This is a genomic window from Streptomyces sp. NPDC006691, from assembly GCF_042869955.1.
GTDB lineage: Bacteria > Actinomycetota > Actinomycetes > Streptomycetales > Streptomycetaceae > Streptomyces.
The window spans coordinates 55,761-76,126 of record NZ_JBIAGW010000013.1 but is presented as its reverse complement, the minus strand read 5'-3'; the positions used below and the strand labels follow the sequence as shown (position 1 = coordinate 76,126).

The window sequence follows — 20,366 nt, the reverse complement described above, 5'->3', positions numbered from 1 at the left end:
GCACTTCGTGTCTCAATACCCCCTTGCCTGGAGGCAGTTGTGGACCGCACCAGACATCCGGCCCTCCGGTCATCCCTCTGTGCCGCCCTGACGGCGGCCGCCCTCGGCGCGGCCGGACTCGTCGCCGCGGCGCCGTCCGCGCAGGCCGCCGACACCGACCTCATCCGCAACGGCGGCTTCGAATCCGGGCTCGACGGCTGGAGCTGTACCGCGGGCAGCGGCGCGGTGGTCACCTCGCCCGTGCACGGCGGCGGCCACGCCCTGAAGGCCACCCCGGCCGGCAGCGACAACGCGCAGTGTTCCCAGAGCGTCGCCGTCCAGCCCAACTCCACGTACACGCTGAGCAGTTGGGTGCAGGGCAGCTATGTCTACCTCGGGGCGTCCGGTACCGGGACCACCGATGTGTCGACCTGGACCCAGTCCGCGCCGTCCTGGCAGCAGCTGACGACCACCTTCAAGACCGGCGCGAGCACCACATCGGTGACCGTCTACACCCACGGCTGGTACGGCACCGCCGCCTACGGGGCCGACGACGTGAGCCTGATCGGACCCGGCGGCGCCCCCGTCCAGATACCGTCCGCCCCCACCGGACTCACCGCCTCGGGTGCCACCTCCTCCGGCATCGGCCTGAGCTGGTCCCCGGTCACCGGCGCAACCGGCTACAACGTGTACCGCGACGGCGCCAAAGTGGCTTCCGCGAGCGGGACTTCGGCCACCGTCACCGGCCTCGCGCCCAGCACCGCGTACAGCTTCCAGGTCACCGCGACCAACAGCGCGGGCGAGTCGCCCAAGTCGGCCGCCGTCAGCGCGAGCACCACCGGCGGCGGCACGACCCCGCCGCCCTCGGGGCACGCGCTGGTCGGCTATCTGCACGCCTCCTTCGCCAACGGCGCCGGCTACACGCGCATGGCGGACGTGCCCGACGACTGGAACATCATCGACCTGGCCTTCGGCGAGCCGACCTCCCCGACCTCCGGCGACATCCGCTTCACCCCGTGTCCGGTCAGCGCATGCCCGACCGCGGAATCGCTCGCCGACTTCAAGGCGGCCATCAAGGCCAAGCAGGCCGCGGGCAAGAAGGTGCTGATCTCCATCGGCGGCCAGAACGGCCAGGTCCAGCTGACCACGACCGCCGCCCGCGACACCTTCGTCTCCTCCGTCTCGAAGATCATCGACGACTACGGCCTGGACGGCCTCGACGTCGACTTCGAGGGCCACTCCCTCTCGCTCAACACCGGCGACACGGACTTCCGGAGCCCCACAACTCCCGTCATCGTCAACCTCATTGACGCCCTGAAGACCCTCAAGGCCAAGTACGGCTCCAGGTTCGTCCTGACCATGGCCCCGGAGACGTTCTTCGTGCAGATGGGCTACCAGTACTACGGCTCGGGCCCCTGGGGCGGACAGGACCCGCGCTGCGGCGCCTATCTGCCGGTGATCTACGCGCTGCGCGACTCGCTCACGCTGCTGCACGTCCAGGACTACAACTCGGGTTCGATCATGGGACTCGACAACCAGTACCACTCGATGGGCGGCGCGGACTTCCACATCGCCATGACCGACATGCTGCTCACCGGCTTCCCGGTCGCGGGCGACACCGCCAAGGTGTTCCCGGCGCTGCGGCCCGACCAGGTCGCCATCGGCCTGCCCGCCTCCACTCAGGCCGGCAACGGCTGGACCAGCCCCGCCGAGGTCACCAAGACCCTGGACTGCCTGACGAAGAAGGCGAACTGCGGCACGTACCAGACCCACGGCAGCTGGCCGGGGCTGCGCGGCCTGATGACGTGGTCCATCAACTGGGACCGGTTCAACGGCGGCGAGTTCTCGAAGAACTTCGACGCATACCCGTGGAGCTGAGCACCAGGAGCGCCCCGCACAGGCAGCAGCTGGCCAGCACGTCCAGGGGCCAGTGGTAGCCGTGCAGCACCAGGCCGCTGCCCGTCGCCGCCGTCAGGACCCCGGCGGCGACGGGCAGCACCCGGCGGCGGCGCACGACGGGGGAGAGCAGCAGCGCGACCGAGCCGTACGCCACCATCGCGGTCGCGGTGTGGCCCGAGGGGTAGTAGCCGGTGGCGGGATCGAACGGGCCGGGCCGGGCGGTCCACTCCTTCAGCGGCACCACGAGCAGCGGTACCAGGGCCATCGTGGCGGCGGCGATCAGGGCCCGGCGGCGCAGTCCGCGCCACAGGGCGTAGCCGATCGCGAGGGCCAGCACCGGCAGGGCGACCGGCATGCTGCCGAGGTCGGAGAGCCCCTCGGCGAGCCAGGAGGGGCCGTGGCCGGTGAGCGAGGGGTCGAGGCGCTCGTCGAGACGGCGCAGCGGACCGTCGGAGACGACCTGCCAGGTGATGCACGCGAACACGCAGAGCAGCGTGACGAAGAGGAAAGCCGGCCGCCCCGGAACAGGGGGGGAGGTTCCGGGGCGGCCGCCTTGACCGGCGTGCCGCTCGCCCCGGGGGGTGTGGGGCGGTCGGCCGGCCGATCGGTGAGGAGTTCCGGAGCCAGGGGCTCCAGTGGTGTGCGCGAGGGCACGACCAGGGCAGGGCTGGGGAAGCTCCGCTCTGGAATCGCTCGCAGTCCCCTGCGGGCGGGGTGTTTCTCTCATCTGCCGAAACCGTACGGCAGACAGCGGGGGACCGACAGCGGGAACTCCATCCCGCCATTGGCCCCCCACACCTTCTTCACAGGCGGTACCGGTTGCTCGGCGTCACACGCCGGCGAAGGCCTGCTCGATGATGTCGAGGCCCTCGTTCAGCAGGTCCTCGCCGATGACCAGCGGCGGCAGGAAGCGCAGCACGTTGCCGTAGGTGCCGCAGGTCAGGACCAGGAGGCCCTCCGCGTGGCAGGCCTTGGCGAGCGCGCCGGCGGCCTGAGGGTTCGGGGTCTTCGAGGCGCGGTCCTTGACCAGCTCGATGGCGATCATGGCGCCGCGGCCGCGGATGTCGCCGATGATGTCGTACTTCTCGGCGATGGTGGCGAGACGGGCCTTCATGACCTCCTCGATGCGCTTGGCCTTGCCGTTGAGGTCGAGCTCCTTCATCGTCTCGATCGCGCCGAGCGCGGCGGCGCAGGCCACCGGGTTGCCGCCGTAGGTGCCGCCGAGGCCGCCCGCGTGAGCGGAGTCCATGATCTCGGCGCGGCCCGTCACGGCGGCGAGCGGCATGCCGCCCGCGATGCCCTTGGCGGTGGTGATCAGGTCGGGGACGATGCCCTCGTCCTCACAGGCGAACCACTGGCCGGTGCGGCAGAAGCCGGACTGGATCTCGTCCGCCACGAACACGATGCCGTTGTCCTTGGCGAACTGGCTGATCGCCGGCAGGAAGCCCTTGGCCGGCTCGATGAAGCCGCCCTCGCCGAGCACCGGCTCGATGATGATCGCGGCGACGTTGTCCGCGCCGATCTGCTTGTTGATCATGTCGATGGCCTGCGCGGACGCCTCGGCGCCCGCGTTCTCCGGGCCGGTGAGCCAGCGGTAGCCGTAGGCCACCGGCACCCGGTAGACCTCGGGCGCGAACGGGCCGAAGCCGTTCTTGTACGGCATGTTCTTGGACGTCAGCGCCATCGTCAGGTTGGTGCGGCCGTGGTAGCCGTGGTCGAAGACGACGACGGCCTGGCGCTTGGTGTACGCACGGGCGATCTTGACGGCGTTCTCGACGGCCTCGGCGCCCGAGTTGAACAGGGCGGACTTCTTGGCGTGGTCGCCCGGGGTCAGCTCGGCGAGCTGCTCCGCGACGGCGACGTAGCCCTCGTACGGCGTGACCATGAAGCAGGTGTGCGTGAAGTCCTGCAACTGGGCGCTCGCGCGGCGCACCACGGCCTCGGCGGAGGCGCCGACCGAGGTCACCGCGATGCCGGAGCCGAAGTCGATCAGGCGGTTGCCGTCGACGTCCTCGATGATGCCGCCGCCCGCGCGCGCGGTGAAGACGGGCAGCGTGGAGCCCACACCGGCGGCGACCGCCGCGAGACGGCGGGCCTGAAGCTCCTGCGACTTCGGGCCGGGGATGGCGGTGACGACGCGGCGCTCCTGCGGGATCGCGCTCATGAGGGGCTCCTGGAGATTTTCTGGGGGATTCGGACGCTTCCTTGGCTTTCTTGGCAGGCTAGGGCGCGCGGACGGCCCGTGGCATGCGCCGTTCGGTAGTGGTGGGGGTGTGTCCCTTGTCCTCGGCGGACAGTTCCCCCGGGCGGGCGCGCGGTGCGCGGCAGCGGTGAACCGTCGTGCGCGGGCACTAGATTGAGCGTTCGCACCGCTCGGAACGGACCTGGCTGGTCAGGGGGCAAGGGGTCGATGGACACCGAAGGCACGTACGACGCACGCGGCACCCGTTCGGGGTCGGTCCCGCGCCCCGCCGGACCGCCGCCCCGCCCGGCGCTCCCGCCCCGCCCCGTCGAGGCGCCCACCGCCGGAACCTCGCTCGGCGACTGGCTCCGCACCCCGCGCGCCCCCGCCGAGCCGGGCCTGTGGCGCTTCGGCCACGAGCCGCGCCCCGACGCGGACCCGGACCGGGTGCCGGACCGGGCGCTGATCGGCGGCGCGCTGGTGGCCTTCCTCGCCGCAGTCCTGGTCTGGTCGCTGTGGAGCAACGGCTACATCCCGCACAGCCGGGTGCTGCTCGAACTGTTCACACCGGCCGAATGGTGGAGCTACCCCCGGCCGCCCCAGTCGGTCACCGCGATCCGGGTCTACGACAGCCTGTTCGCGGCGCTGCTGATCTTCGTGTTCGGGCGGATGGGGAACTGGCTGGAGCTCTTCCGCCGCTACGCGGTCGATTGCCCCCAGCCCGAACGCACCCTGCGCACGGCCCTGGCCGGGGCGGTGGCGGTGTGGCTCGTGATCGGCACCCACCTGTTCCCGTTCTTCATCGCTATCTGGAGTCTGCTCCCGTCGGCCTGGACCACCGTCGACGGCGAACAAGCGGTGGTCGTCTTCGTCAACTACGCCTTGTACGTCCTGGTCGGCGGCGCGGTGCTCTGGCCCTTCGCCAAGGAGGGGGACTGGCTGAGCCACTTCCGGGCGCGCAAACCCGCCGCGAAGGCACCGGCCGCGCCCCCCGCCGCACCCGTGACCTCGCCCGCCGACTGGCCCCAGCTGCGCTCCGCCGGGCTCGCCGCCGCGGCCGACCGGCTGGTGGCCGAGGAGCGGTCCGGGCGCATGAACGACGTCGACTGCGTACGCATCCGGCGGGCCTGGACGACCGTGAAGGCCGACCCCGCCCGGCTCGGCGCGTTCTCCGAAGCCGTCGCGGGTCAGGGCGCGCGGGCCTGTCTGCACCCCTCCGGCGACCGCGATCTGCCCGCCCGCGCGGCCACCCACGACCTGCTCACCTCGCAGGTACGGATCGGCCGCTACCCCGACACCGACCGCACCCCGGCAACCCGCCGGGGCGCGGGCGCCGCGATCGACCCGGGCTCGCTCGGCTCCTCGCTGCTGGCGATCGGCCCGTTCGGCTCCGGGAAGACCCGGCACCTGGTGCGGCCCGTCGTGGAGTCGCTCGCGCTCCAGGCGCTGGCCGGGAAGGCCGCCGTCGTCGCGGTGTGCGCGGCGGGCACCCCGCTCGGCCCGGACGCCGGCTACGACGTCGTGATCAAGCCCGGCGACCCGTCCTCGGCGTACGACCTCGACCTGTACGGCGGTGCCACCGACCCCGACGAGGCGGCGGCCCTGCTCGCCGAGGCCTTCGCGGGCGACCTCGCCGAGGTCGACGCACGGCGGGCCGCGACCGTCCTCGCCCAGCTGCTCGGGCCCTACCGCGCGGCCCACCAGCGCTTCCCCTCCGTGCCCGTGCTGCGCGAGCTGCTCGACGGCTCGCCCGGCGCGCTCGCGGACCTGCGGGCCCGGCTCGACGACGAGACCCACCGCGCCTATCACCGGGAACTCGACGCGAGGGAGCGGCAGTTGGGAACCCCGGGCGACCCGGGGCCGGCGCTCGCCGCGCGCGTCGCGGTGCTCGACCGCCCCGCTTTCGAGGGCTTCTTCGACACCACCGGCGAGAGCCGGCCGTTCTCGCTGCGCGCCCTGGAACACCCGCTGCGGGTCCGCGTCGACGTGCCCGAACGCGCCCACCCGGAGGCGGCGCACCTGCTGACCCGGCTGATCCTGGCCCAGTTCACCATCGGCGCGACCGCCCGCGTGGACCGCTCGCTCTTCGCCTTCCTCGCCCTCGACGACGCCACGCACGCGGTCACCGCCGAGTCCGTACGGGGCCTGCAGCGGCTGCGGAACTGCAACGCCGGGGTGCTGCTCACGCTGCGCGCGCTCGGTGACGTCCCCGAACGGCTGCACACCTCGCTGCTCGGCTCGGTCGGCTGCCACATGGCGTTCGCCGGGCTCAGCACCTGGGACGGGCGGCTGTTCGCGCAGGCGTGGGGCACCGAATGGGTGGAGACCACCGAGGTGGCCAAGCACACCGTCTTCGCCGATCAGCCGCTCACCCGGGCGGTCCACGCGCTGCGCAAACTCGTCACCGGCAAGGCGGTCACCACCGATGCCGTCACCGTGCGCAAGGTCGAGCGCGAACGCTGGTCGGCCTCCGAGCTCGCCCACCAGGTGCCCGCGGGGCACGCGGTGCTCTCGCTGACCACCGTGAAGGGAGAGCACGCGCCGCCCCTGCTGGTCGATCTCCGGGGATGACGGGCTACGGGGACGACGACGGTCTACGGGGACGACGATCCGCAGGGGTGACGACCCGCGGGGTGACCATCCGCGGGACGGAACGAGGCCGGTACCGGACGGTCGAAGGGCCCCGGGTATCTGGCCGGGCTGGCAAAATGGGAGTGTGCGTTCATACGGGACGTAGTAATGGCCCGCGGTACGCCCGTCCCGTAAGCCCCGCGTACGTCTCGTCCTTTCCCGTCGAAGGTAGCCGGTCCCATGCCGCCCACGCTCGCCTCGCTCGTCCAGCACTCGGCGCTCAAGCTCACCGTGCGCGCCGGCGAGGAACACCTGGACCGCCCGGTGCGCTGGGCCCACGTCAGCGAACTCGCCGACCCCGTCCCGTACATGGAGGGCGGCGAGCTGTTGCTCATCACCGCGATGACGCTGGACGCGGCGGACCCGCAGGCGATGCGCCGCTATGTGCGCAGGCTCTCGCGGGCCGGGGTGGTCGGGCTCGGCTTCGCGATCGGCGTCAACTACGACACCGTCCCGGACGCGCTCCTTGAGGCTGCCCGCGAGGAGGGCCTGCCCCTCTTGGAGGTGCCCCGGCGCACCCCGTTCCTGGCCATCTCCAAGGCGGTCTCGGCGGCCATCTCGGCCGACCAGTACCGCGCGGTCACCGCGGGCTTCGAGGCGCAGCGCGAGCTCACGAAGGCGGCGCTGTCCGACGGCCCGGCCGTCCTGATCGCCAAGCTCGCCGCCCATGTCGACGGCTGGGCGGCCCTGTACGACACCTCGGGCGCGGTCGTGGCCGCCGCCCCCGAGTGGGCCGCGCGCCGCGCCGCCCGGCTCACCGGTGACGTGGCCCGGCTGCGCGAGCGCGCGGCCCCGGCCAGTGCGGTGGTCGGCGGCGCCGACGAGGCCTCCGGGGACCGCGTCGAGCTCCAGTCGCTCGGCACCGGGCGCCGGGTGCGCGGCGCGCTCGCCGTCGGCACGGGCGCGCCGCTCGGCACCGCGGAGCGGTACGCGGTCCACTCGGCGGTCGCCCTGCTCACCCTCACCACCGAACGCTCCCGCTCGCTCCAGGCCGCCGAGCAGCGCCTGGGCGCGGCCATCGTGCGGATGCTGCTCTCCGGTCAGCAGGACCACGCCCGCGCGGTCGCGGGGGACCTGTACGGCGGTCTCCTGGACGCGCCGTTCCGCCTGGTCATCGCCGAGCCGGTGGGCGACGGCGGCCCGGCGGGGCTCGGCGCGCTCGCCGAGGCGATGGAGTCGGCGGCCGCGCGCTGCGGCGAGGCGGTCCTGGTGGTGCCGGAGGCCACGCGGCTCGTCGTGCTCGCCGCGGACGGCGGCGAGGCGGTCGCGGCCTGCCTCGCCCACGAGGGCGCCGAGGGCGAGGAGGTCGTCGTCGGGCTCTCCGCGCCGGCCGGGCCGATCGCGGCGGCCTCCGCGTACAAGCAGGCCGAGCAGGCGCTGTCGGTCGCCCGCCGTCGGGGCAAGCCGCTCGTCGAGCACGAGGAACTGGTGGCGGGGTCGGTGCTGCCGCTCCTCGCGGACGACGCGGTGCGGGCGTTCGCGGACGGGATGCTGCGGGCGCTGTACGAGCACGACGCGACGGGGCGGGGGGACTTGGTGGCCTCGCTGCGGGCGTGGCTCTCGCGGCACGGGCAGTGGGACGCGGCGGCCGCGGACCTCGGGGTGCACCGGCACACCCTGCGGTACCGGATGCGCCGCGTGGAGGAGATCCTGGGCCGCTCCCTGGACGACCCGGACGTCCGCATGGAGCTCTGGCTCGCCCTGAAGGCGACCTCGGCCCCCGCCCTGGATTGACCCGGTCTCCTGGGGCTCCGCCCCGGACCCCGGAAGTTCGCCCCGCCCCCTCCCGAAACCCGCCGGGGGTGCGCAGAGGTGGTGACGTCTTCTCCTGCGGGCCGCAGGTGGCCGGTCGCGCGGTTCCCCGCGCCCCCGGCGGCGCGGGTGCGGGCCGGTACGGGCGACCTCAGCCCGTCCGGCGTTCGAGGACGAGCGCCGTTCAGGCGCGAACGGGGTCCGGGGGCGCGGCCCCAGGGTCCCTCGCCCTCGGGGTTGGCGACAAAGCGGCGTAAGCCGCAGCCGCACCACTCCACCCCGGACAAACACACACCCCCGCCCCGCGCCCTACCGTGAGGGCATGACTTCTACCCACGCCTTCTGGCTCGCCGGCCGCGAGGCCACCGGCGACGACAGCTTCGATGTCACCTCGCCCTGGGACGGCCGTCACGTCGCCTCGGTCAGCGTCCCCACCGACGCCCAGGTCGAGGAGGCCGTGGCCGCAGCGCACGCCGTCGTGGAGGAGTTCGCGGCGACCCCGGCGCACGTCCGCGCCGCAGCCCTGGACCACGTCTCCAAGCGCCTGACCGAGCGCACCGAGGAGATCGCCCAGCTGATCTCCGCCGAGAACGGCAAGCCGATCAAGTGGGCCCGCGGCGAGGTCGGCCGCGCGGTGTCCGTGTTCCGCTTCGCCGCGGAGGAGGCCCGCCGCTTCAACGGCGGCGAGGCCCAGCGCCTGGACACCGACGGCGGCGGCGTGGGCCGTCTCGCCCTGACCCGCCGCTTCCCCAAGGGCGTCGTCCTCGGCATCGCGCCGTTCAACTTCCCGCTCAACCTGTGTGCCCACAAGGTCGCCCCGGCCATCGCGGTCGGCGCCCCGATCGTCCTGAAGCCGGCCCCCGCGACCCCGCTCTCGGGCCTCATCCTGGGCGAGCTGCTCGCCGAGACCGAGCTGCCCGCCGGCTCGTGGAGCATCCTGCCGGTCGCCAACGACAAGATGCCGGCCCTGGTGCAGGACGACCGCCTCCCGGTCATCTCCTTCACCGGCTCCGACAAGGTCGGCTACGCGATCATGGACTCGGTGCCGCGCAAGCACTGCACCCTGGAACTCGGCGGCAACGGCGCGGCCGTCGTGCTCGCCGACTGGGCCTCCGAGGAGGACCTGGACTGGGCGGCGACCCGCATCGCCACCTTCTCCAACTACCAGGGCGGCCAGTCCTGCATCTCCGTGCAGCGCGTGATCGCGGACGCCGCCGTGTACGACCGGCTGCTCCCGAAGATCGTCGCGGCCGTCGAGGCGCAGGTCACCGGTGACCCGGCCGACTCCGCCACCGACGTCGGCCCGCTGGTCAGCGAGGACGCCGCCCGGCGCGTCGAGTCCTGGGTCGACGAGGCCGTCGCGGCCGGTGCCGAGCTGCTCGCCGGCGGCAAGCGCGACGGCGCCTCCTACGCGCCGACCGTGCTGACCGAGGTCCCGGCCGGCACCACCCTCGCCTGCGAGGAGGTCTTCGGACCGGTCCTCACCGTGCAGAAGGTGGACGGCGAGGCCGAGGCGTTCGCCGCGGTCAACTCCTCCAAGTACGGCCTCCAGGCAGGGGTGTTCACGCACGACGTGCAGACCGCCTTCCGCGCCCACCGGGCCCTGGAGGTCGGCGGCGTGATCGTCGGCGACGTGCCGTCCTACCGCGCCGACCAGATGCCGTACGGCGGCGCCAAGGCCTCCGGCGTCGGCCGCGAGGGCGTCCGCTACGCGATGGACGACTACACCTACGAGCGCGTCCTCGTCCTGACGGGCCTCGCCCTGTAGTACCGATGGGCCCTCGCCCCGTAGTGCACGGGCGACGTGAGACCGGCGGCCGGAACCCACTGTGCGGGGGTTCCGGCCGCCGTCGTACGTCCGGGCGGACGTGAGGGGTGGTCCAAGTGCCGTGGATGGGGTACATACGGTCGAGTAGCACCACCCGGTAACGGGCAGCCGCCCGCACCCGTCAGCCCGCGGCGAGGAGAACCCCTCAATGACCGCACCACAGCACACGCCCAAGGTCTCCGAGCGCGAGGCGCGCCAGGTCGCCGAGGCCGCCCGCGAACAGGACTGGCGCAAGCCCAGCTTCGCGAAGGAACTCTTCCTCGGCCGGCTGCGCCTCGACCTGATCCATCCCCACCCCCAGCCCGCCCCCGAGGACGTGGAGCGCGGCGAGGCCTTCCTCGCCAAGATGCGCGACTTCTGCGAGACCCGGGTCGACGGCCGCCTCATCGAGCGCCAGTCGCAGATCCCCGACGAGGTCGTGAACGGGCTCAAGGAGCTCGGCGCCTTCGGGATGAAGATCGACACGAAGTACGGCGGCCAGGGGCTGACCCAGGTCTACTACAACAAGGCGCTCACGCTCGCCGGTTCGGCCAGCCCCGCGATCGGCGCGCTGCTCTCGGCGCACCAGTCGATCGGCGTGCCCCAGCCGCTGAAGCTGTTCGGCACCCAGGAGCAGAAGGACGCCTTCCTGCCGCGCTGCGCCCGTACCGACATCTCGGCGTTCCTGCTCACCGAGCCCGACGTGGGCTCCGACCCGGCCCGGCTCGCCACCGCCGCGGTGCCGGACGGCGAGGACACGTACGTCTTGGACGGCGTGAAGCTGTGGACCACCAACGGGGTCGTCGCCGACCTGCTCGTGGTGATGGCCCGGGTGCCGAAGTCCGAGGGGCACAAGGGCGGCATCACCGCCTTCGTCGTGGAGGCGGACTCCCCGGGCGTCACGGTCGAGAACCGCAACGCGTTCATGGGGCTGCGCGGCATCGAGAACGGCGTCACCCGCTTCCACCAGGTCCGCGTCCCGGCCGCCAACCGGATCGGGCCCGAGGGCTCCGGCCTCAAGATCGCCCTCACCACGCTCAACACCGGCCGGCTCTCGCTGCCCGCGATGTGCGTCGGCGGCGGCAAGTGGGCTCTGAAGATCGCCCGCGAATGGGCGGGGGTGCGCGAGCAGTGGGGCCGCCCGGTCGCCCGGCACGAGGCGGTCGGCGCCAAGATCTCCTTCATCGCCGCGACCACGTTCGCCCTCGAAGCGATGACCGACCTCTCCGCGCAGATGGCCGACGAGAACCGCAACGACATCCGCATCGAGGCCGCCCTCGCCAAGCTGTACGGGTCCGAGATGGGCTGGCTCATGACGGACGAGCTGGTCCAGATCCGCGGCGGCCGCGGCTTCGAGACGGCGGACTCGCTGGCCGCCCGGGGCGAGCGGGCCGTGCCCGCCGAGCAGATGCTCCGGGACATGCGGATCAACCGGATCTTCGAGGGCTCGACGGAGATCATGCACCTGCTCATCGCCCGCGAGGCGGTGGACGCCCACCTGTCCGTGGCCGGCGACCTCATCGACCCGGACAAGTCCCTCCAGGACAAGGCGAAGGCGGGCGTGGGAGCGGCCGGGTTCTACGCCAAGTGGCTGCCCAAACTGGTCGCCGGGCCCGGTCAACTCCCCAGCGCCTACAGCGAGTTCGGGCCGCTGGCCCAGCATCTGCGGTACGCCGAGCGCGCCGCGCGCAAGCTCGCCCGCTCGACGTTCTACGCGATGTCGCGCTGGCAGGGCCGGATGGAGACCAAGCAGGGCTTCCTCGGCCGGATCGTCGACATCGGGGCCGAACTGTTCGCGATGAGCGCGGCCTGCGTTCGGGCCGAGCACCTGCGCGCGGCCGGCGAGAACGGCCGCGAGGCGGTCCAGCTGGCGGACACCTTCTGCCGCCAGTCGCGCATCCGCGTGGAGGAGCTCTTCACCCGGCTGTGGAGCAACACCGACGACCTCGACCGCAAGGTCGTCGACGAGGTCCTCGCCGGGGCCTACACCTGGCTGGAGGAGGGCGTCATCGACCCGTCGGACGACGGCGCGTGGATCGCGGACGCGACCCCGGGCCCGGCCAAGCGCGACAACGTCCACCGCCCGATCCGCTGACCCGTGCCCGGCGGGCCGGAGCGAGTGCCTCCGCTCCGGCGCCGGGCCCCCTGGGCGCCGTCCCGACAGCGGGGTACGGGACGGCGCCCGCACTCGCCCGCGGGCACCGCTTCCACCCGCCTCCCGACCCCGCCCGCGCACTCATCCCGGGCTTATTGTCAGGAGCGCTGTTCGGGCGCACAGCCGATGCGGCAACAATGGGGGCATGAGCGACAGCCCAGCCCCCCTCGCCGACCCCCACATCACCTTCGACCCGGTCGAAGGCCGACGCGATGTGGTGGTCCTCGGATCCACCGGATCCATCGGTACCCAGGCCATCGACCTGGTCCTGCGCAACCCCGACCGCTTCCGCGTCACCGCGCTCTCCGCGGCCGGCGGCCGGGTCGAGCTGCTCGCCGAGCAGGCCCGACGGCTGCGGGTGCGCACCGTCGCGGTGGCCCGCGAGGACACCGTGCCGGCGCTGCGCGCGGCACTCGCGGCGCAGTACGCGGGCGAGCCGCTCCCCGAGATCCTGGCCGGCCCCGACGCGGCGACCGAACTCGCGGCGTCCCCCTGCCACACCGTCCTGAACGGGATCACCGGCTCGATCGGCCTCGCCCCGACGCTGGCCGCGCTCACGGCCGGCCGCACGCTCGCGCTGGCCAACAAGGAGTCGCTGATCGTCGGCGGCCCGCTCGTCAAGGCGATCGCGAAGCCCGGTCAGATCATCCCGGTCGACTCCGAGCACGCCGCCCTCTTCCAGGCCCTCGCCGCCGGAAAGCGCGCCGATGTGCGCAAGCTCGTCGTCACCGCATCGGGCGGCCCGTTCCGCGGGCGTACCAGGAGCGAACTCGCCGACGTCACCCCCAGCGACGCGCTCGCCCACCCCACCTGGGCGATGGGCCCGGTGATCACCGTCAACTCGGCGACCCTGGTCAACAAGGGCCTGGAGGTGATCGAGGCCCACCTGCTCTACGACATCCCGTTCGAGCGCATCGAGGTCGTCGTGCACCCCCAGTCCTATGTGCACTCCATGGTCGAGTTCACCGACGGCTCCACGCTGGCGCAGGCCACCCCGCCCGACATGCGCGGGCCGATCGCCCTCGGGCTCGGCTGGCCCGAGCGGGTGCCGGACGCGGCCCCCGCCTTCGACTGGACCAAGGCCTCGACCTGGGAGTTCTACCCGCTCGACAACGAGGCCTTCCCCTCGGTGGGACTCGCCCGGCACGTCGGGGAACTGGGCGGGACGGCTCCGGCGGTGTTCAATGCCGCGAACGAGGAGTGCGTGGACGCGTTCCTGGCCGGGCGGCTCCCCTTCAGCGGGATCATGGAGACGGTGACGGAGGTCGTCACCGAACACGGGACGCCGGCCGCGGGAACTTCCCTCACGGTCTCGGACGTCCTGGAAGCGGAGACCTGGGCACGCGCCCGGGCCCGGGAACTCGCGGTGAAGGCGACAGCGGAGGCACGCGCATGACGATCCTGTTGACGGTCCTCGGCATAGCGCTCTTCGCCGTGGGGCTGCTCATCTCCATCGCGTGGCACGAGCTCGGCCACCTCTCCACGGCCAAGCTCTTCGGCATCCGCGTGCCGCAGTACATGGTCGGCTTCGGCCCGACCATCTGGTCGCGCACGAAGGGCGACACCGAGTACGGCATCAAGGCGGTGCCGGCCGGCGGCTACATCCGCATGATCGGCATGTTCCCGCCCGGTGCCGACGGCCGCATCGAGGCCCGCTCGACCTCGCCGTTCCGCGGCATGATCGAGGACGCGCGGGCCGCCGCCTTCGAGGAGCTCCAGCCCGGCGACGAGGACCGGCTCTTCTACACGCGCAAGCCGTGGAAGCGCGTCATCGTCATGTTCGCCGGCCCGTTCATGAACCTGATCCTCGCGGTCGCGATCTTCCTCAGCGTGCTCATGGGCTTCGGCATGGCGACCCAGACCACCCAGGTCGCCGGCGTGCAGAAGTGCGTGATCGCGCAGAGCGAGAAGCGCCAGACCTGTCAGCCCGGTGACGCGGTGTCGCCCGCCGAGGCGGCCGGCCTGAAGAACGGCGACACCATCGTCGCCTTCAACGGCAAGCCCGTGAAGGACTGGTCCGACCTCTCCGACCGCATCCGCCAGACCATCGGCCCGGCCACCATCACCGTGGAGCGCGCCGGGCAGCAGGTCACCCTGCATCCGACGCTCGCCAAGAACATGGTGGCGAAGAAGGACGGGAACGGCGACGTCGTGCCGGACCAGTACGTCCCGGCCGGCTACCTCGGCTTCGCCCCCAAGTCCGAGATCAAGCCGCTCACCTTCGGCCAGTCCGTGGACCGCATGGGCGAGATGGTGCAGAACGGCGTCCACTCGATCGTCGCCCTGCCCGGCAAGATCCCGGACCTGTGGAACGCGGCCTTCGACGGCGGCGAGCGCAAGGCCGACTCCCCGGTCGGCGTGGTCGGCGCGGCCCGTCTCAGCGGCGAGGTGCTCAACCTGGACGCCCCGACGCCGAACATCATCGCGACGTTCCTGTTCCTGCTCGCGGGCTTCAACCTGTCGCTGTTCCTGTTCAACATGCTGCCGCTGCTCCCGCTGGACGGCGGCCACATCGCGGGCGCCCTGTGGGAGTCGCTACGCCGCAACGTCGCCCGGGTCTTCAAGCGCGCCGACCCGGGCCCGTTCGACGTGGCGAAGCTGATGCCCGTCGCGTACGTGGTGGCCGGGATCTTCATCTGCTTCACGCTGCTCGTCCTCGTGGCGGACGTGGTGAACCCGGTGAAGATCACCTGACGGCGCCGGGGGAGATCCCTGCCGTACGCGTCCGCCGTAGGCATCCGCCGTACGGCGCCGGACGCGTACGGCGCGTGAACCGGGGCGGCTCCGGGCGCATGGAGCGCCCGGAGCCGCCCCTTCGCGTGAACTCGGGGGCAGGGTGTGCCCCGGGCCCCTTGGGTGACGTAACCTCGAAGGCTGGAGCCCGCCGATCTCGGGACCTTGATCCACACCTTGGGGTTGCACAGCAGATGACTGCGATTTCACTGGGAATGCCGTCCGTACCGACCAAGCTGGCCGAGCGTCGCAAGAGCCGTCAGATCCAGGTCGGTTCCGTGGCGGTCGGCGGGGACGCACCCGTCTCGGTGCAGTCCATGACCACGACGAGGACGTCGGACATCGGTGCGACGTTGCAGCAGATCGCCGAGTTGACGGCGTCGGGCTGCCAGATCGTCCGCGTCGCCTGCCCGACGCAGGACGACGCGGACGCGCTGGCCACGATCGCGCGGAAGTCGCAGATCCCGGTGATCGCGGACATCCACTTCCAGCCGAAGTACGTGTTCGCCGCGATCGACGCGGGATGCGCGGCGGTGCGCGTGAACCCGGGCAACATCAAGCAGTTCGACGACAAGGTCAAGGAGATCGCGCTGGCGGCGAAGGACGCCGGCACGCCGATCCGGATCGGCGTCAACGCGGGCTCGCTGGACGCGCGGCTGCTGAAGAAGTACGGCAAGGCGACGCCGGAGGCGCTCGTCGAGTCCGCGCTGTGGGAGGCCTCGCTCTTCGAGGAGCACGGCTTCCGCGACATCAAGATCTCGGTCAAGCACAACGACCCGGTCGTGATGGTGAATGCCTACCGGCAGCTGGCCGCGCAGAGCGACTACCCGCTGCACCTGGGTGTGACCGAGGCGGGCCCGGCGTTCCAGGGCACGATCAAGTCGGCGGTCGCGTTCGGCGCGCTGCTCGCGGAGGGCATCGGCGACACGATCCGCGTCTCGCTCTCGGCCCCGCCGGCCGAGGAGATCAAGGTCGGCATCCAGATCCTGGAGGCCCTGAACCTGCGCCAGCGCCGCCTGGAGATCGTGTCCTGCCCCTCCTGCGGGCGGGCCCAGGTGGACGTCTACAAGCTGGCCGAGGAGGTCACGGCGGGCCTTGAGGGCATGGAGGTTCCGCTGCGGGTCGCGGTCATGGGCTGCGTCGTGAACGGGCCCGGCGAGGCGCGTGAGGCGGACCTGGGTGTCGCCTCCGGCAACGGCAAGGGCCAGATCTTCGTCAAGGGCGAGGTCATCAAGACGGTGCCGGAGTCGAAGATCGTGGAGACGCTGATCGACGAGGCGATGAAGATCGCGGAGCAGATGGAGCGCGACGGGGTCGCCTCCGGCGAGCCCCAGATCTCGGTGGCCGGCTGACTTTTCCCCCGACCCCGCCTTCCCGGCTGCCGCGTTGCTCCGGGGGGCGGGGTCGCTGCTGCCCGGGGTGCGCCGGGGCTCCGCCCGCCCCGGGCCCCGGGTTCTTGCCCCGCCCCGCCCCTTCCCGCAACCCTCCGGGGGTGAAGTGGGTGGGTGGGCTTCCGGGGGCTGCGCCCCGGGCCCCCTGGTTCGACTGCGGACCGTGCGTGGCTGGTCGCGCCCACCGCGGCGGGAGCCGCGCAGACGTCTCAGCCCCGCGCCCCTAAGAGCTTGGTGCTGGCCCGCGTCGGGCATCTTCAGCCCGTCATGGGGGTCCCCCTGGCCCTTGAGGCCTTGGGGGAGGTCGAGGACGCGCGCCGTTCAGGCGCCAACGGGGGTCTGGGGGCGGAGCCTCAGGGGGACGGAACCAGCCAACCCCGGGCAACGGGCGGCAGGTGGGAAAACCTCCGGGGGTCCGGGGCGGAGCCCCAGGAAAGCGGGGGCGCCGGGACGGCGGGTACAGTGCGGAGATCAGCAGCCCGTCCCGTGAGGCCCCCTCGTGTTGATGCAGACCACCACCCGGGTCCTCGAACCCGGCGACCTCGGCGCGGCGCTCGCCATCCTGGAGAGCGACCCGGTCGCCAACGCGTTCGTGACGTCCCGCGTACAGATCGCCGGCCTCGACCCCTGGCGCCTCGGCGGCGAGATGTGGGGCTGGTACGCGGACGGCCGGCTCCGCTCCCTGTGCTACTCCGGCGCCAATCTCGTACCGATCTGCGCCACCCCCGAGGCGGTACGTTCCTTCGCCGACCGGGCCCGCCGCACCGGCCGCCGCTGCTCCTCCATCGTCGGCCCCGCCGAGGCCACCGCCCGGCTGTGGCAGCTGCTCGAACCGCACTGGGGCCCGGCCCGCGACGTACGCCCGCACCAGCCCCTGATGGTCGCCGAGCACATGCCCGACGACATCACCCCCGACCCGTACGTCCGTCGCATCCGCAAGGACGAGATGGACGTGATCATGCCGGCCTGCGTCGCCATGTTCACCGAGGAGGTCGGGGTCTCCCCGATGGCCGGTGACGGCGGCCTGCTCTACCAGGCCCGGGTCGCCGAACTGGTCGGCTCCGGGCGGTCGTTCGCCCGGGTCGAGGACGGCAGGGTCGTCTTCAAGGCCGAGATCGGCGCCGCCACCAACCAGGCCTGCCAGATCCAGGGCGTCTGGGTCGCCCCCGAACACCGGGGCAAGGGCCTGTCCACCACCGGCATGGCGGCCGTCCTGCGGTACGCCCTCGCGGACGTCGCGCCGGTCGTGAGTCTGTACGTGAACGACTTCAACGCCCCCGCCCGCGCCTGCTACCGCCGGGTCGGCTTCCGTGAGACCGGAGCATTCATGAGCGTGCTGTTCTGAGGTTAGGGTGCGCCCATGGCTCCTGACTCTGAGGTACTGGTCGGCCCGCTCGACCTCGCGGCCCGCGTGGACGAGGCGCTCGCCGTGCAGGCGGTCGCCTTCGGACTCGGCGCCGAAGAGGTGGGGGTCCGCCGGCACATCGTGCTGCGCCACCTCACCTACCCCGGCGCCCGGGCGCTCGGAGCCACCACCGCCGACGGCCGCCTGGCGGGCTTCGTCTACGGGATGCCCAACGACCGGGCGCACTGGTGGTCCACCGTCGTCGAGCCGTATCTGCGCAACAAGAACACCGAGCACTGGCTGGACGACTCCTTCGTGATCACCGAGCTGCACGTCCACCCGGCCTTCCAGGGCCGTGGCCTGGGCCGGGCGCTCATCACCACCATCACCGACACCGCCACCGAACCCTGCTCGATCCTCTCCGCGATCGACACCGAGAGCCCGGCCCGGGCCCTCTACCGCTCCCTCGGCTACGCGGACCTGGCCGGCCAGGTCCAATTCCCGAGCGCGGCCCGGCCGTACGTCGTGATGGGTGCCCCCCTCCCGCTGCTGCGGAGCGGGCCGCCTCGGTAAACGGATTTCCGCGCACTCGGGCCGCCCGGCTAACCTCCAGGGATCACCCCGTGCACGTACAGGAGAGAAATCCATGGCAGCCGCCCAGGTTCAGCGCATGTCCCGTCTGATGGCCAAGACATTGCGCGACGACCCGGCGGACGCCGAGACGCTCAGCCACAAGCTCCTGGTGCGCGCCGGTTACGTGCGCCGCAACGCCGCCGGCATCTGGACCTGGCTGCCGCTCGGCAAGAAGGTCCTGGACAACATCTCCACCGTCGTGCGCGAGGAGATGGACGCCATCGGCGCCCAGGAGGTCCTGCTCCCGGCGCTGCTGCCCAAGGAGGCGTACGAGGCGAGCGGCCGCTGGGACGAGTACGGCGACCTGCTGTTCCGGCTCAAGGACCGCAAGGGCGGCGAGTACCTGCTGGGCCCGACGCACGAAGAGATCTTCACGCAGACGGTCAAGGACCAGTGCACGTCCTACAAGGACCTGCCGGTGATGCTCTACCAGATCCAGACCAAGTACCGCGACGAGGCCCGCCCGCGCTCCGGTGTGCTGCGCGGCCGCGAGTTCCAGATGAAGGACTCGTACTCCTTCGACACCACCGACGAGGGCCTCGCCGAGTCGTACGCGCTGCACCGCGCCGCCTACCAGAAGATCTTCGCGCGCCTGGGTCTCGACTACCGCATCGTGTCCGCCGTCTCCGGCGCCATGGGCGGCTCGGCGTCCGAGGAGTTCCTCGCCCCGGCCGCGGCCGGCGAGGACACCTTCGTGGACTGTCCGGCCTGCGACTACGCGGCGAACACGGAGGCCGTGACCTTCGTGGCCACGCCCGTCGACGGCTCCGCGCACGGGCCCGTCGAGGAGATCGACACCCCGGACACCCCCACCATCGAGACCCTGGCCGCCCACCTCGGCGTGCCGGCCTCGGTCACCCTGAAGAACCTCCTGGTCAAGGTCGACGGCGAGATCGTCGCCGTCGGCGTGCCCGGCGACCGCGAGGTGGACCTGGGCAAGCTCGGCGAGCACCTGGCCCCGGCGGTCGTGGAGCTCGTGACGGCCGAGGACTTCGCGGACCGCCCCGACCTCGTACGCGGCTACGTCGGCCCGCAGGGTCTGGAGAAGGTCCGCTACATCGCCGACCCGCGCGTCGCCCCGGGCACCGCCTGGATCACCGGCGCCAACAAGCCCGACACCCACGCGCGCAACGTGGTGTGCGGCCGTGACTTCGAGGTGGACGACCACCTCGACGTCGTCGTGGTCGAGGAGGGCGACCCCTGCCCGTCCTGCGGCGCCGGCCTCAAGCTGGACCGCGCGATCGAGATCGGCCACATCTTCCAGCTCGGCCGCAAGTACGCCGACACCTTCCAGCTCGACGTCCTCGGCAAGGAGGGCAAGCCGGTCCGCGTCACGATGGGCTCGTACGGCATCGGCGTCTCCCGCGCGGTGGCGGCCCTCGCCGAGCAGACCGCCGACGACAAGGGTCTGTGCTGGCCCGCCGAGATCGCCCCGGCCGATGTGCACGTCGTCGCCGCGGGCAAGGCGGTCCAGACCGAGGCGGCCCTGGAGGCGGCCGAGCAGCTGCGCGCCGCCGGGCTGCGGGTCCTGGTCGACGACCGGGCCGGTGTCTCGCCCGGCGTGAAGTTCACCGATGCCGAGCTGATCGGGGTGCCGCAGATCCTGGTGGCGGGGCGTCGGGTCGCCGAGGGCGTCTTCGAGCTGAAGGACCGGCGCAGCGGTGAGCGCGAGGAGCTTCCGCTGGCCGAGGCGATCGCCCGCCTGACCGCCTGACCTTTCCCCTCCCCGCCCCCTTCCCGAGACCCTCCGGGGGCGGGGAGGGGCGGTTCCCGTCGGTGTCTCGGCCGCGGGCCGTGCGTGGTTGCTCGTGCCCGCCGCGGCGGAGCCGCGCACAGGTGACAGCCCCGCAGGGGGAGGC

13 protein-coding genes are annotated in these 20,366 nt (G+C 72.4%); 11 read left to right on the top strand and 2 right to left on the bottom strand.

The features are described from left to right. Positions 1-39: 39 nt before the first annotated feature. Positions 40-1,857 carry a chitinase gene (locus tag ACFYNP_RS25960; RefSeq protein ID WP_388788680.1) on the top strand — a complete coding sequence of 606 codons (1,818 nt, stop codon included), beginning with the start codon at positions 40-42 and terminating at the stop codon, positions 1,855-1,857. Here the strand turns inward: ACFYNP_RS25960 and ACFYNP_RS25955 are convergent. After that, complete coding sequence (locus tag ACFYNP_RS25955) at positions 1,808-2,605, bottom strand: phosphatase PAP2 family protein (protein ID WP_388788677.1); 798 nt, start codon at positions 2,603-2,605, stop codon at positions 1,808-1,810. The genes ACFYNP_RS25960 and ACFYNP_RS25955 overlap by 50 nt on opposite strands. Before the next feature lie 102 nt (positions 2,606-2,707). Continuing rightward, the gene (gene gabT / locus ACFYNP_RS25950) at positions 2,708-4,042 is read right to left on the bottom strand and encodes a 4-aminobutyrate--2-oxoglutarate transaminase (protein ID WP_388788674.1); all 1,335 of its coding nucleotides are present in this window, start codon (positions 4,040-4,042) and stop codon (positions 2,708-2,710) included. 246 nt (positions 4,043-4,288) lie between these two features. Between gabT and ACFYNP_RS25945 the strand changes: the two genes are divergently transcribed. From ACFYNP_RS25945 to ACFYNP_RS25900, 10 genes are all read left to right on the top strand, one after another. Next, a complete protein-coding gene (locus tag ACFYNP_RS25945; RefSeq protein ID WP_388788671.1) occupies positions 4,289-6,631 on the top strand; it encodes an ATP/GTP-binding protein in 2,343 nt (780 codons plus the stop codon). Between the two features lie 240 nt (positions 6,632-6,871). After that, complete coding sequence (locus ACFYNP_RS25940; protein WP_388788668.1) at positions 6,872-8,425, top strand: PucR family transcriptional regulator; 1,554 nt, start codon at positions 6,872-6,874, stop codon at positions 8,423-8,425. A gap of 340 nt (positions 8,426-8,765) precedes the next feature. Next, positions 8,766-10,211, top strand: coding sequence for an aldehyde dehydrogenase family protein (locus ACFYNP_RS25935; RefSeq protein WP_388412284.1), 1,446 nt, complete (start codon positions 8,766-8,768; stop codon positions 10,209-10,211). A gap of 208 nt (positions 10,212-10,419) precedes the next feature. After that, entirely contained in the window at positions 10,420-12,345 is a 1,926-nt protein-coding gene (locus tag ACFYNP_RS25930; protein ID WP_388788665.1) for an acyl-CoA dehydrogenase family protein, read from the top strand. Positions 12,346-12,550: 205 nt separating this feature from the next. Next, complete coding sequence (dxr, locus tag ACFYNP_RS25925; protein ID WP_161250404.1) at positions 12,551-13,801, top strand: 1-deoxy-D-xylulose-5-phosphate reductoisomerase; 1,251 nt, start codon at positions 12,551-12,553, stop codon at positions 13,799-13,801. Beyond that, positions 13,798-15,099 carry a M50 family metallopeptidase gene (locus ACFYNP_RS25920; RefSeq protein WP_388788662.1) on the top strand — a complete coding sequence of 434 codons (1,302 nt, stop codon included), beginning with the start codon at positions 13,798-13,800 and terminating at the stop codon, positions 15,097-15,099. Before dxr ends, ACFYNP_RS25920 begins: the two co-directional genes overlap by 4 nt. Positions 15,100-15,332: 233 nt before the next feature. Continuing rightward, positions 15,333-16,490, top strand: coding sequence for a flavodoxin-dependent (E)-4-hydroxy-3-methylbut-2-enyl-diphosphate synthase (ispG, locus tag ACFYNP_RS25915; RefSeq protein WP_100577998.1), 1,158 nt, complete (start codon positions 15,333-15,335; stop codon positions 16,488-16,490). Between the two features lie 538 nt (positions 16,491-17,028). Next, the gene (locus ACFYNP_RS25910; protein ID WP_388412292.1) at positions 17,029-17,874 is read left to right on the top strand and encodes a GNAT family N-acetyltransferase; all 846 of its coding nucleotides are present in this window, start codon (positions 17,029-17,031) and stop codon (positions 17,872-17,874) included. A 15-nt stretch (positions 17,875-17,889) separates the two neighbouring features. Continuing rightward, complete coding sequence (locus tag ACFYNP_RS25905) at positions 17,890-18,447, top strand: GNAT family N-acetyltransferase (protein WP_388788660.1); 558 nt, start codon at positions 17,890-17,892, stop codon at positions 18,445-18,447. A 73-nt stretch (positions 18,448-18,520) separates the two neighbouring features. Further along, positions 18,521-20,221: a proline--tRNA ligase gene (locus ACFYNP_RS25900; RefSeq protein WP_388788656.1), complete on the top strand. Its 1,701-nt coding sequence runs from the start codon at positions 18,521-18,523 to the stop codon at positions 20,219-20,221. The last annotated feature ends 145 nt before the right edge of the window (positions 20,222-20,366 follow it).

Excerpts from the sequence above, each read along its gene's own strand:
- ACFYNP_RS25955 (WP_388788677.1), bottom strand. The coding sequence starts at position 2,605 with ATGAGAGAAACACCCCGCCCGCAGGGGACTGCGAGCGATTCCAGAGCG.
- gabT (WP_388788674.1), bottom strand. The coding sequence starts at position 4,042 with ATGAGCGCGATCCCGCAGGAGCGCCGCGTCGTCACCGCCATCCCCGGC.
- ACFYNP_RS25945 (WP_388788671.1), top strand. The coding sequence starts at position 4,289 with ATGGACACCGAAGGCACGTACGACGCACGCGGCACCCGTTCGGGGTCG.
- ACFYNP_RS25940 (WP_388788668.1), top strand. The coding sequence starts at position 6,872 with ATGCCGCCCACGCTCGCCTCGCTCGTCCAGCACTCGGCGCTCAAGCTC.
- ACFYNP_RS25935 (WP_388412284.1), top strand. The coding sequence starts at position 8,766 with ATGACTTCTACCCACGCCTTCTGGCTCGCCGGCCGCGAGGCCACCGGC.
- ACFYNP_RS25930 (WP_388788665.1), top strand. The coding sequence starts at position 10,420 with ATGACCGCACCACAGCACACGCCCAAGGTCTCCGAGCGCGAGGCGCGC.
- dxr (WP_161250404.1), top strand. The coding sequence starts at position 12,551 with ATGAGCGACAGCCCAGCCCCCCTCGCCGACCCCCACATCACCTTCGAC.
- ACFYNP_RS25920 (WP_388788662.1), top strand. The coding sequence starts at position 13,798 with ATGACGATCCTGTTGACGGTCCTCGGCATAGCGCTCTTCGCCGTGGGG.
- ispG (WP_100577998.1), top strand. The coding sequence starts at position 15,333 with ATGACTGCGATTTCACTGGGAATGCCGTCCGTACCGACCAAGCTGGCC.
- ACFYNP_RS25905 (WP_388788660.1), top strand. The coding sequence starts at position 17,890 with ATGGCTCCTGACTCTGAGGTACTGGTCGGCCCGCTCGACCTCGCGGCC.
- ACFYNP_RS25900 (WP_388788656.1), top strand. The coding sequence starts at position 18,521 with ATGGCAGCCGCCCAGGTTCAGCGCATGTCCCGTCTGATGGCCAAGACA.